The sequence below is a fragment of the Phocaeicola sp. ICN-14070 genome (genome assembly GCF_037892625.1).
Lineage (GTDB): Bacteria > Bacteroidota > Bacteroidia > Bacteroidales > Bacteroidaceae > Phocaeicola > Phocaeicola plebeius.
On sequence record NZ_JBBKBF010000051.1, the window covers coordinates 17,370 to 29,734 of the forward strand.

The following is a 12,365-nucleotide window of genomic DNA, read 5'->3' on the forward strand; positions in this document are numbered from 1 at the left end:
CCACAGCCTGCAATGTTATTCATCAACTGGTTCATCACTCGCATGTCTCATTTCGTAAACTGTCCATAAGGCTAACACACATTCAATGGCTATCACGGTAATGGCCGCAGTCATGCCCCACCAGTGGGCAATAAGCATAAAGATGCCAGCCTCAATGCACAACGCAAAGAGGATGGTAACAATAAGTGATAATATTCTATTCATTCTACGGTAACTGATTTAGCAAGGTTTCTTGGCTGGTCAACATTCCTATCCTTGTTGATGGCGATGTAATAGGCCAGCAACTGCAATGGGACGGAAACAACGAGAGGTGTAAGGCATTCGGGTACGTCGGGCACTTCAAGGCAATGGTCGGCGATGTCCTTCATTGCGTCATTGCCCTTGGTAATGATGGCGACAACCGTACCGCCACGCGCCTTCACCTGCCTTACATTACTGATTATCTTGTCATACAGCGAGTCCGTTGGAGCAATGACCACCGTGGGCATCTCGCTATCTACAAGTGCAATCGGTCCATGCTTCATTTCCGCAGCAGGATAACCCTCCGCATGGATATAGGATATTTCTTTCAGCTTCAACGCACCTTCAAGGGCGGTGGGGTAGTTGTACCCACGACCGAGATAAAGGAAGTTGCGGGCATAGGTGTATATCTTCGACAAGTTCTTGATTTTGTCAGCAAGTCCCAACACATCTTTTATATACCTTAATTCCGCAACACTATTATAAATATAACTTTTTAAGTACCTGAGCAACAAAAAGTTGCTCAGGATTTTGTCATGTCAGATTTTTCACCTATCTTAGTGTTGCAAATCAAAATATGTATCAAACCCGACAGACATGGCAAAGAAAGCAATAAAATCTGAGAAACTCACTCCTTTTGGAGGAATATTTGCAATGATGGAGCAATTTGACTCCACATTGTCATATGTAATTGACACAACCCTCGGTCTAAGATGCAGGCTGTATGGTTATCAATACAGCGAAATCATCCGTTCTCTCATGAGCATCTACTTCTGTGGCGGCTCATGTATTGAGGATGTCACAACTCATTTGATGCCCCATCTCTCGCTTCATCCGACACTTCGTACCTGCAGCTCTGACACTATCCTCAGAGCGATAAAGGAACTGACGCAGGAGAACATTTCATACACGTCAGATACGGGTAAGAACTACGATTTCAATACGGCTGACACCCTCAATACCTTACTGCTCAATTGTATGTGTGCAGCTGGTCAGCTGAAAGAGGGTGAGATGTATGATGTTGATTTCGACCACCAGTTCATAGAAACAGAGAAATATGATGCAAAGCATACATACAAGAAGTTCCTTGGTTATCGACCAGGTGTGGCGGTTATTGGAGATTTGATTGTCGGCATTGAGAACAGCGACGGCAACACAAACGTCCGTTTCCATCAGAAGGACACGCTGAAGAGATTCTTCGAAAGGTTTGAACAGAACAATCTTGTTATCAATCGTTTCAGAGCTGATTGCGGCTCGTGCTCTGAAGAGATCGTGGAAGAGGTTGCCACCCACTGCAAGACCTTCTATATCCGTGCCAACCGCTGTAGTTCGCTCTACAATGACCTCTTCGCTCTCAGAGGCTGGAAGAGGGGAGAAATCAACGGCATTGAGTTTGAGCTGAATTCCATTCTTGTAGAGAAGTGGAAAGGCAAGACATACCGGCTTGTGATTCAAAGGCGGAAACGGATGGACGGTGAGCTTGACCTCTGGGAAGGAGAATACACATACCGCTGCATCCTGACCAACGACTACGAGCCTTCCGTAAGAGAGATTGTCGAGTTCTATAACCTCCGCGGAGGAAAGGAGCGCATCTTCGATGACATGAACAATGGTTTCGGATGGTCCAGATTGCCCAAATCCTTCATGGCAGAGAACACAGTGTTCCTTCTTCTTACAGCACTTATCCGTAACTTCTACAAGGTCATTATCCAAAGACTTGACGTAAAGAGGTTCGGACCCAATAAAACAAGTCGCATAAAAGCGTTTGTCTTCAGATTTGTCTCTGTACCAGCCAAATGGATCAGAACATCAAGGTGGTATGTGCTGAATATCTATACCTGTAATAATGCTTACGCAGATGTATTCCAGACTGATTTTGGATGACGACTACAACTTATGGGTATGATACTGCGTATTGTCTCAAGTCGCATTGTGGGGTAAGGGGGTATTGTAGGCAGAAGTGGGTATTTCAGCCTCAATTTATCTAATAATTCAGTAATGAGAGAACGTGTACACGTAAATAGGACGATGAAGGACTTAGTTGCGGATTTGAGGCTTATGAAAAGCGTATTGCTTTCTCAATACATGCCGTTCCTCTTCGCTCAGCGACAGGAAATAGGCTTTCCATCCCGGACAGAAATTGATGTGCCATCGCCAAAAACGACCCAACAATGACTTGGGTGAACGGTCGTATCGCCGCCTCAGTGGGCACTGCTGACAGTTATGTTTCTTTTCCAATACTTTATCTATTTATCTTTCGTAAAACTCTCGTGGCAAAAATAAGGATTATTTTCAGTGATCAAGCACACAGTTCATTAAAAAAGAGAGGATTTGCTAAGATTCAGAATAACGACGAGCCATCGACCCCAACGGGAGTCGAACTTCAAGTAACCGCACATGATACAATGTGCGGGTCGAAGTGCCTTCCCAATCCACGACCCCAACGGAGGTCGAACCTTTCTACAGATTATATGGTTCGACCCCGTTGGGGTCGGATGTATAGGAGTCATCTGGCCATCCGCAAGTCTTTGACATTGCGGTTAACGGGGGTGAGACCCTTTTCAGGGTCTGTTTGTTTGCACACCTTCATTCTACATAAACGGCTAAATTCAAATATTAAAAGCGTTTACATATTGCAACGTATTTATCTGTTATGCTCCTATTAAATTGTTCTATATCCTTATACTTTTCAACTAAATCCTTTATCACAGGCGCATTTAAATCGACGTTTAGGGTATATTGAACAAAAGCACGTAGCATCTCATAATTATAATTTACTCAAGTTTCGGATTTAGGTTGAGAGGATAGATTTGGGCATAAAAAAGGCTTTGAGGATTTCCGTATGTCACGGAAATTTAGTAATTTAGAGGTGCCCAAACAACTAATTACAATCACTCAAAGCCATGAGCAAAATTACAAAAATTCCATCGGAGATCCGCAACTTTTTCACGGGAAAACGAATCAATCCCGCATTTTCCAAGTTTATGACCCTCCTTGAGGGGATGAGGATTTCAGACAAAGATCTCGGAGGGAAAAAACGTGAGAACTGTCAGCTTACCAACCTTCAACTTTTCCAGATCATATTGATTCTGCCGTTTATGGCCGTCCCGGGTTTTTCTCATTATGCCGGATCGTCAATCTCGAAACTGTTCGGGGGTAAGAAGGACCTACTCTATTCGTTTATGGCCAAGGACAATATAGACTAGCAACATCATCTGGCACATCGCCTGTCATCTCATCAAGGCCGTGACCATAAGGAAAGACTATCAAAAGAGCCATCTTCCGGCAGTGCTTATTGTGGATGATTCCGACCTGCCGAAGACCGGATTGAGGATGGAGTGTATTGGCAAGATATTCTCGCACGTGTTTCAGCGGTGCATTCTCGGCTACAAGCTGCTGGCCCTGTGCTGGAGCGACGGCCGCTCTCAATTTGTCGTGGACTTCTCGATTCACGGCGAGAGAGGGAAGGTCGATGGCAAGGAACAAGGTCTTACGGCCCGGCAGCGCGAGAGGCGCTACAACCGCAAGCGTGACAGAGACTGCCAGACCGAAAAACGCAAGGAAGAGTATTTCGTATCCAAGCTTGAGCGCCTGAAGAGCATGGTGAAGAGACCATTGGAGGATTGTTCGCCGATATATATGAAGGCGTACACGAGCTCACCGTCGTGGAAAAGATCTGGTCAATCATTATTGATGTAATAGCAATCGTGGCTGAGATTTTTACCATTGACGAGAACGAATTGATGGAGCAAATTATACGGGATAACCGCAGGTTCAAGGCCATGCAACTGATCGCTCAGACTGCATAAAACCTAAATCCGAAACTTGAGTAAAATACATAACTGTAATAATCTACTACTAATCTAAAATAAAGCGATTATAAGCTATCCTTTTCCCTGTGTTTGTTTTAAAGTTTTCACCTATACACTTTTTTATCTTTTCCTGTTCTTTTTCTTTATCCATAACCATTAAATTTTCAAGCAAATCAGCTTCCCATTGTATTTGAAAATCAAGTCCATTAATTTTAGATGGAGTATGGTGGTTGCCTATTATAAAGCATATTCTATCAATATTTTTGTTATAGCCTACCTTTTTTAATATTTCTTTCGCTACTGCTGGTCCTTCCTTTTCTTGATAGACACCATCAATAGAACCGTATTTTTTTTGTGCTTCAACCGCACCAATATCATGTAGTATAGCAGTAATACTGATGAATTCTTTTTCTTCCTCTCCGATATTTTCTCCGTTCATTATATCTTCTGCATTTTTCAAAACTTTAAGAGTATGCTCTATGCCAAAAGGTATTTCTTTGAATACTTCTTTCATCTCTATAATAATTTTTTCTTTAAACATAAATTGCCTCTATTTATTCTTTATAGGTGTTTTAGTTCTATCTATCCATTTTTTTATTGGCCGATACAATCAGCATCATGGGACGGCGCATTTCATCCTGCATCCCCGGAATATCCATCATGTTTTCCGGCGGCTGTGGCTCCACAATCTGATTTATTATAAAACCATTTGAAAGCAGCGTATTTAGATATGTGGTCAGTGTTCTATGATATTTTGTAACCTTTTCTCCCAAAAATACAGCTGTCCGTTTGCCCTCATAATAATAATTATCCACTGGAAAATGCAGTATTTCTCCTTTTTCGTTATAATGCCAGTCTTGTGTTCCATAGGCAGTAAAAACAGGATGTTCAACCGTAAAAACTAGCTTACCACCAGACTTCAGTATTCTATATATCTTTTTTACTAAAATCTCATAATCTGCTACATAGTGAAACGCAAGTGAACTTAATATTACATCAAAACTCTCCTCTGGGAATTCCACATCTTCTATAGCACAGCATTTATATTCAACCTGTGGAAAATGTGTTTTTTCTTTGGCTACCTCGAGCATTTTATGAGAAATATCAACACCTACAACAGAAGAAGCACCGTGTTCCATCGCATAAATACAGTGCCATCCATAGCCGCATCCTAAAATCAAGCACACGCTTATCTTTAAAATCCGGCAGCAGCTTTCTCAATGTTTCCCATTCTCCTGCACCGGCTAGTCCCTGCTGTGAGCGACTCATTTGACTGTATTTTTGAAAAAATATATTATCATCATATTTGTTTTCTTTCATCTGAATTCCCCTTGTTTAAAAAGTTATTTATCTCCGTTGCAATTTTCTTCACTTCTTTATAAGGCTTCCCGGTCATATCATAGCATTCAAAAAGTGAAAGACCGAGTAATTCAAAAATATGATTAACCCTTTGGCGTATTTTTCAGGTTTATATTAAAAAGTTTCAAGCAGTTTTATAGCTTTCTTTTCGCCTATTCGAACGTGGTGGAAAGTACGCGAACATAAATTCCCGCGCCCCTATGCGCACGCAGTGCGCTCACGTGCCGAAGGCACATATCGCGCCAGAGGCATATCGCACGCGAATGAAATGTAGCGTATATCGCAAATCCGTGAGGATTTATATCGCTTTAGTTTGTCTGCTTCGTCAGACAAACTAAACTTTCCACGTGGCTGGAGAGGACAGAATGAATGTCATTTGAGTACGTCCGTTCTCGGAAACATATCCACTTCGCTTTTGGCACTATCGGTATACGGGAACATATCCAATCTCTCTCAGGAATGTATACCATACTTTTAAAAGGCAGAATAGCATTTTAACTAATGCTACCCTACCTATAACTAAACATTTACAGTTGCATGTGGCCTATTGTTTTTAGCCGTTAAATATTTTATAACTATTAAATAGCGATACAAATTGTTCGAAACTAATATTGTTTATATCATATATTCTCGCATATTTTAAAGCTTTATTAAATTGATTTTTTGTAAACAGTTTTTCATACTCTTTGTTAACCCATTTCATTACAAAAGTTTCATATTTTTTTCTCTCTTTAAATGCCATTTTTGCTGGCTTTCTTTTTAATACAATTAATGCGCTATCCACTTTAGGTTTTGGATGGAAATAATACCTGGGAATTTTTGCTAATATAGAAATATCTACCTCTGCCATTAACAGCAATGCTAGTGATCTGTTTGTATCTAATAACATTTTAGCAAAACCATATTCTACTATTAAATAACTTATTGTGGCTGAACTTTCAAAAACAATTTTTCGAATTATATTTGTGCTTATGTTGTAAGGTATGTTGCCAAATATTTTATATGGATTGTGGCTAGGAAATGTAAATTTTAGTATATCATCATTTACTATTTGATAGTTAGGATAATTTAAGAGCTTATTACGAGTTACCTCACATAATTTAGAATCAATTTCTATCGCCGTAACAAAATTACATCTCTTTACCAATTCAGCAGTAAAATGACCTTTCCCTGCACCTATTTCAAAGATGTTATCTTTTTCATCTAAACTTATGCAATTCATTATTTTTTCTATGTGATATTTTGAAGTAATAAAATTTTGACTATCTTTTATATTTACTTTGTTCATTATAACCCCTCCTTAATTTATTTCATTAACAAACAGTTTTTATGTTTTCATTTGGATATAGTTTTTTCTTATCTGGTCCTATCATAGGATACACCTCTCTTTCATACTTTTATATATTTTCTATCGTGTTTTATATGATTCATTATTTTGATACCATAGCAAAGCATCCTTTTCTAGTTGCTTTACAAATGCATCCTTACCAGTGCAGTAGCCTTCAATATCCTCCGAGAATCGATAAGCCAGCTCCATCTTTAATTCACCATACTCTAAAGCGATGTCTGGATGTGTACGCAGAAAGTCCCTTACTGCTATATGCCTATTAATATCTTTGTGATTGCTTTGCTCAAAAATATGAATCTGGTGTGTCCTGTTATCGCCGCCTTTGCGGAAATATCTACGTCCTTCAATACCAAACTCACCCATACACTCATAACCAATCGCTACAAATTCTTTGTTATGCTTATCAACCAAACTAATATTTGTCACTACGGGCATTATATCAATGATTGATTTAGCGGCTAACCCTTTGACTGCTGTACTGCCAATATGGTAAACCTCCACCAATATATCCTTCAATATATTCTTTATCTTCTGTGATTCATTTTCATACTCTACTTCCCAAAAGGGGTCGTACGGAACTACTCGTATAAACAATATAAACCCTCCAATCTCATTCTCAACGAATAATATTTTTAGAAAAAAGTCTTTATACTTTTTAACAATGGAGCCGCCAGCCAGAACAGACTATACTGATCAGCGACTACCTTAAATTTAATGTTTCAGATTTATTTTCTTATCTCTAATTTCATAAACTACATCAGCTACATTTTCGAGTAAGCGTTTATCGTGGGTGATAAACACGATAGTTCCGGCATACTCCTTCATTAGTATTTCCAAAGCCTCTAAACTTGGTATGTCAAGGAAGTTACTGGGTTCATCCATTAGTAGGATGTTATATCTACCCATGAGCATTTTAGCTAGCAACAATTTTATAATTTCTCCACCGCTTAAAACAGATAAGCTTTTTCCAATATCGTTCTGTTTGAACCCCATAGATGCTAGCACTGAACGAATTTCTGATATATTGTAATCACAATCCTCCTGCATAAACTCCATGACATTCTGATTACTGTTGTACTTGTAACCATTCTGTGCAAAGTAACCTATTTTTGCCTTAGGTGAAATAGAAATTCCTTCTTCATGGTTTAAGATCTGTCCTGTACTAATCCCTCTGTATCAATCAATTCGGGGGGGGGGTAATTCGTGTTTCCATAATCTCAGTCTATGATTTGAATATATTCCGGCTTCACCTCAGCTGAAACCGCCAGTAGGTCGGGAATAATGACGACAAGCTGCCGACCTCTCTTTTTTGCCACTTTTATGAAGTAGCCCTCCACCTGGTCGAACGGTCCGCCATGTACCCTTACTCTTTTACCTTTTTCAATGTTGATTTTATCTTTTTCCTTGTTGATTTCGCTGATTTTGTAGAAGTGTACCTCTTCATCTGCCTGCTTGCACACCTTGATGAAGTTGGTCATGTCTTCATCAGGTACAGTCAGATAGACAAGTTCTCCGCCACTTTTCCATGTGACAAACTGTAGGTCGTAATAATAATTGTGTTTGAAATCAACAATCTTCTGATGACTTGCATGCACAAACACCAGACTATGGATGACGGGTACCATGAAAAAGACTTTCTTGCCCTTGACAGTGCGAAGGACTTTCTGCTTGGGTATGAAATACTCTAAGCCATACGTTTCATTAGAGAGCCGATCTTCGGCAGTATTCTCGTTCTTGTAGGCCCGCATGACATACCACAGTATCTTATCCTTGTCCAATACATTCACCATACTGTTTTGACATGTGTTTTTTGAGAAAAGAACGTACTCATGGTTCATCCCGATATGCGTATCGGTCTGTATATCAGCAACTTTCTATGTGTTTCAACTACAATAGTCATCTATTCTCATCTTTCTGAGTCCACCCCCTGCAAAGCCCCTCTTTACGACATAAAAATTCGGTCGGAAAAGGTATGCAAAAGATGTTTCTCTCTTTAAGAGAAATATCGTTTTGCTAAACAGTTGATATTGAGGTATCATTTTATCGTAAAAGACATATTTGCTCAACAATTGCTTGACGGAAATCAACAAATTTTAGCATTTTTGTAAAAAAGTCGCTATATAATTTGGTGAATTGGAGTTATTTTCATATTTTTGCATCCCGAAGAGTTTCTCTTAAAGAGAGAAACACCTTTTTGCTCAACAATCCCCGACTTTTTTATTATAGTTGCGGTATCACACCGCAATACAATAGTTATAAATATTGAAATAAAGGTGCAGTGAGACGCTGCACCTCCTAAAGAGAATTGATGATGAGATTGTTGGCGTTGTCAACGACAGAGGTGTCCAATGAGGAGAGGTATATCTGTGTGGTTTTCTCGGAGTCATGCCCCAATGCCTCGCTGATAGTAGATACGGGCACGTTCTTGCTCTTGGCTATGCTTGCCCAGGAGTGGCGGGCTACGTAGGTGGTCAGGGGTACGGACAGGCCTATCATTTCTCCGATTTTCTTCAACTGCTTGGTGATACGGCTATAGGCATTCTTGTACTGTCTCCAGAATATGGCTCCCTCTCCTTTTGCTATAGGGAGCAGGTAGGGAGAATCATCTGTTTTGTACTTCGCCACTATCTCCTGCATGGCAGGTTCCCATTTGATGTGCAACTGTTGTGAGGTCTTCTGACGGCGGTAAATGAGCGTACTGCCATGCAGATTGCTTGGTGTAAGTTGTGCCATATCGATGAACGACATCCCACGGGTATAGAAACTGAACAGGAACATATCCCTTGCAAGCTCCAAACGGGGGTTCAGACTCAAGTCCAGCTCTTTCAGTTGCTTGATGATTTCCAAGGGGAGTGCCCGCTTGACGGTCTTGTCGATGCCGGTATATACATGCTTGAACGGTGAGGAAGAGATGACCAGTCCGTCATCTACGGCATGATTGTAGATGGTGCGCAGGTTGCGGATGTAGAAAGAGGTGGTGTTGCGGCACAGTCCGCTGTCTTTCAGCCACTGTTCATAGCCTTGTATCGTTGTCCCATCGACTTCCTCCAATGGCACATCGCCTCCTTTCAGGTAACGCTGGAGGCTGTTGAGGGTGGTTTTGTACCTTGCTACCATCCGCTTCTTGCCGATGCGTCTCAGTTTTTCGTTCAACTCCAGCGTATAGCCGATAATGCCATGTAATTCTTTTCCCTCATGGAAGTTGTCAACGACGGTGTCTGCTGTATATGACTGCCCTTCCTTGTCCAACCGTGCAATGACCAACAGCAGTTTCTTCCTGTCAGCATCCAATGTATCTTTCAAGGAAAGAAGATAGGCTTGACGTTGTGGAGTGACGGAAGTTGGCAAAATGATGTTTGAATGGTCCGCATCCCACTCTGAGGAATAGATTCTGTACTCTGTATGGATCTGACGTGCCACACGATTGTGTATCACCTGATAATACAGGCGACCCTCTTTCTCTTGAACAGATGATGTTCTGAACTTTAATTTGATGGATGCCATAATGCTCTGACTTTAACATTGAAATTGCAATTATTACCTTTATATATAATATAAGTGACAGACAAACAGGTATAGGAGGGATGGTGCCTCACCGCTCGGCATACAACAGCTGATATTCCACCCACCTCCGTTTCCTAATGGATGCCACTGCTTTTCCCCTCCATTTGCAATAGCTCAGATAGAGTGGCAGGATGTCCCTGTCGCCACGTTCCAATCGGGTGAGCAGGGACGCTTTCGGGTATCGTCCATTGCCTAACAACTTGGCTGGTCCAATCTGGTACGAGAGGGTGGCAAGCAGATAAGCATCCCTGCCATAACGGGCATATAGGCGCAGGTGCCGGAGGAGGTCTGTCCGTAACAGCAAATCTGCACGCTGACGTGTCAGTGTTTTCGGGAAACGCTCTCCCTTCTGTAGCTGGTGACCATAGCCCACATAGCCCGGTGTGGTCTTTGGGTCGTGCCAACCCTCGAAGTGTTTGGTAATGGCTACCATCCGTTCAAACAGTGCCCTGTCAATGGTTTGGCTTTGACAGGGCACGCTACAGATGGCCAACATGCTCAATAGTACGATGATGTATCTTCTCATTACATTATTTTATATAGGAGGTGCGATGTCTCACCGCACTCTAATCAATATCACTACATCATAGTGCGGAACTGCTGAATCTCTTTAATCATGGCTTTCACGTCCTCCCCAACCTGAACGAAGTTCTTGTAGAGGATGCGCTCTCGCTCTTCTTTCGACTTGAACTTATAGAACTTAGGGAGAGGGACATACTCCGATTCCTCCTTCTTTATTTCCGTCATATCGAAGTCGGTCTTGCAGTAGAACTTGGATGTCTTGAACTCCTCGCTCTCCTGGATGTTCATGCTTCCGTTCATCCCGGTCTTGGTGACTACGAAGTCACGGGCGGTCTGTCCACATATCCAACCTGTGGGCATATCGGAGATTTTGCTTGCAGGCACCAGGCTGTCCATATTCTCATTGAGGTTGATGGAGGTCTTGTCACGGTCGATGGTCACGCCCTTTTTGAGTTGCACTACTTTACCGAAGATGTCACTCGACAGCCATTCGAGGGTTTCCTTGGCTCTTGCCGAACCGCTCACCACATTGCCCACGGTGGTGATGATTTTCTGCATACCCACCTTGCCATAATCGGCTTCCAACTGCGGAAGTTCCTGAAAGCCAAGTGCCACGCTCACCTTGTTGCTTCGGGCTGTGCCTATCAGTCGGTCTATCTTGTGGAAATACAAGGTCGGCAACTCATCGACGATGATGCTGACAGGAACGTTCTTGCCCTGTCCTGTATTCACCCTCGTTACAAGGCGGTTGAGAATCAAGGCATTCAGTGCACCGATGATGCTCTCCATCTCGGGGTCGTTGGCAATGAGCAGATAACTTGGATTCTTCGGGTCACTGACCTTCAGGTCGAAGTCATCGCCGTCCTTGTGGAATATCCAGTAAGATTCCTTGGTGGCGAGACGGGAGGTATAGACACGTAGCGTGCCAATCATACCTTCCAACTGCTCCATGGCTTTGTTGGCAAAGGCAGTCTGGAACGGGCCAAGCAAGGGGGCTACCTCGTTGTCGGTCTGAAGTACCTCGAAGATGGTCTGATAACTCTCATTGAGGAACGATAGGATATGTGGCATGTCGCTGTACTTGCCCAACCAATAAGCGGGCTGCACCTCCGCGCCCGAATGGTCGAACACCCGTCCTGTGGGTATCAGCCTTTTCGTCTTTGGGTCTTCACGCCGCTCGGCAATCAGCATCTTTCCGTCCTTGTCGTAGGGCTCCTTGCCGTAGTTGCAGAAGAAATAGATGCAGGCGGCAAGGAAGTTGACGGCAGAGGTCTGGAAGAACTGGTCGCTGCCACCGCCGCCTTCCTTCTTGCCTTTTTGCAGGGATTCAAGCAGGGTCTCGGCGGTCTCGCTCGCTGCGGCAAGGTTGTTGATGTACTTCAACTGGATGGGGTTCACACGGCGCGAATACTCCACATCCACAAAGTTGATGATGTTGAACTTCATGCCATGGGGCATCTTGCTGTCCTTGGCATTCTTGTTCTTCAAGTAATGATAGTAGAGTTTGGTGGCGAGAGTGG

At 42.4% G+C, this 12,365-nt stretch carries 12 protein-coding genes and 3 pseudogenes; 3 read left to right on the plus strand and 12 right to left on the minus strand.

The genetic code is table 11. The annotated features are described in order from the left end of the window. Positions 1 to 15: 15 nt before the first annotated feature. Positions 16 to 204 (minus strand): hypothetical protein, encoded by a 189-nt coding sequence (locus WKT20_RS13010; RefSeq protein WP_005816226.1) that lies wholly within the window; start codon positions 202 to 204, stop codon positions 16 to 18. Further along, positions 201 to 698 (minus strand): annotated as a pseudogene (locus WKT20_RS13015) (SIS domain-containing protein); the annotation flags it as partial. The pseudogene WKT20_RS13015 and the gene WKT20_RS13010, both read right to left, overlap by 4 nt. A gap of 139 nt (positions 699 to 837) precedes the next feature. On the opposite strand from WKT20_RS13015, the gene WKT20_RS13020 reads away from it, so the two are divergent. Next, complete coding sequence (locus WKT20_RS13020; protein ID WP_007664617.1) at positions 838 to 2,124, plus strand: IS1380-like element ISBaov1 family transposase; 1,287 nt, start codon at positions 838 to 840, stop codon at positions 2,122 to 2,124. 153 nt (positions 2,125 to 2,277) lie between these two features. Here WKT20_RS13020 and WKT20_RS13025 read toward each other — a convergent pair whose 3' ends face one another. After that, the gene (locus WKT20_RS13025) at positions 2,278 to 2,478 is read right to left on the minus strand and encodes a hypothetical protein (protein WP_007837439.1); all 201 of its coding nucleotides are present in this window, start codon (positions 2,476 to 2,478) and stop codon (positions 2,278 to 2,280) included. Positions 2,479 to 3,143: 665 nt separating this feature from the next. Between WKT20_RS13025 and WKT20_RS13030 the strand changes: the two genes are divergently transcribed. Further along, positions 3,144 to 3,446, plus strand: a complete 303-nt coding sequence (locus WKT20_RS13030) for a hypothetical protein (RefSeq protein ID WP_007664625.1) — start codon at positions 3,144 to 3,146, stop codon at positions 3,444 to 3,446. Positions 3,447 to 3,486: 40 nt separating this feature from the next. Continuing rightward, positions 3,487 to 3,939 (plus strand): hypothetical protein, encoded by a 453-nt coding sequence (locus WKT20_RS13035; RefSeq protein WP_007664626.1) that lies wholly within the window; start codon positions 3,487 to 3,489, stop codon positions 3,937 to 3,939. A gap of 159 nt (positions 3,940 to 4,098) precedes the next feature. Here the strand turns inward: WKT20_RS13035 and WKT20_RS13040 are convergent, their stop codons facing one another. The 9 genes and pseudogenes from WKT20_RS13040 to WKT20_RS13085 all read right to left on the minus strand — a co-directional run. Beyond that, positions 4,099 to 4,593, minus strand: coding sequence for an HD domain-containing protein (locus WKT20_RS13040; RefSeq protein ID WP_008021362.1), 495 nt, complete (start codon positions 4,591 to 4,593; stop codon positions 4,099 to 4,101). A 37-nt stretch (positions 4,594 to 4,630) separates the two neighbouring features. Continuing rightward, a pseudogene (locus tag WKT20_RS13045) lies at positions 4,631 to 5,372 on the minus strand (class I SAM-dependent methyltransferase). A gap of 592 nt (positions 5,373 to 5,964) precedes the next feature. Beyond that, positions 5,965 to 6,699 (minus strand): 23S rRNA (adenine(2058)-N(6))-methyltransferase Erm(G), encoded by a 735-nt coding sequence (erm(G), locus tag WKT20_RS13055; RefSeq protein WP_118067009.1) that lies wholly within the window; start codon positions 6,697 to 6,699, stop codon positions 5,965 to 5,967. Between the two features lie 120 nt (positions 6,700 to 6,819). Further along, positions 6,820 to 7,353 (minus strand): GrpB family protein, encoded by a 534-nt coding sequence (locus WKT20_RS13060; protein ID WP_008665086.1) that lies wholly within the window; start codon positions 7,351 to 7,353, stop codon positions 6,820 to 6,822. Between the two features lie 117 nt (positions 7,354 to 7,470). Next, positions 7,471 to 7,911, minus strand: a pseudogene (msr(D), locus tag WKT20_RS13065) (ABC-F type ribosomal protection protein Msr(D)); the annotation flags it as partial. Positions 7,912 to 7,976: 65 nt separating this feature from the next. Then, positions 7,977 to 8,549, minus strand: a complete 573-nt coding sequence (locus WKT20_RS13070) for a UpxY family transcription antiterminator (RefSeq protein ID WP_008021340.1) — start codon at positions 8,547 to 8,549, stop codon at positions 7,977 to 7,979. Between the two features lie 505 nt (positions 8,550 to 9,054). Then, positions 9,055 to 10,263, minus strand: a complete 1,209-nt coding sequence (locus WKT20_RS13075; protein ID WP_005816149.1) for a putative resistance-associated DNA invertase — start codon at positions 10,261 to 10,263, stop codon at positions 9,055 to 9,057. Positions 10,264 to 10,351: 88 nt separating this feature from the next. Continuing rightward, positions 10,352 to 10,849, minus strand: a complete 498-nt coding sequence (locus WKT20_RS13080) for a hypothetical protein (RefSeq protein WP_005816141.1) — start codon at positions 10,847 to 10,849, stop codon at positions 10,352 to 10,354. 53 nt (positions 10,850 to 10,902) lie between these two features. Continuing rightward, on the minus strand, positions 10,903 to 12,365 hold a 1,463-nt coding region (locus WKT20_RS13085), incomplete at its 5' end, for a type IV secretory system conjugative DNA transfer family protein (RefSeq protein ID WP_340417496.1).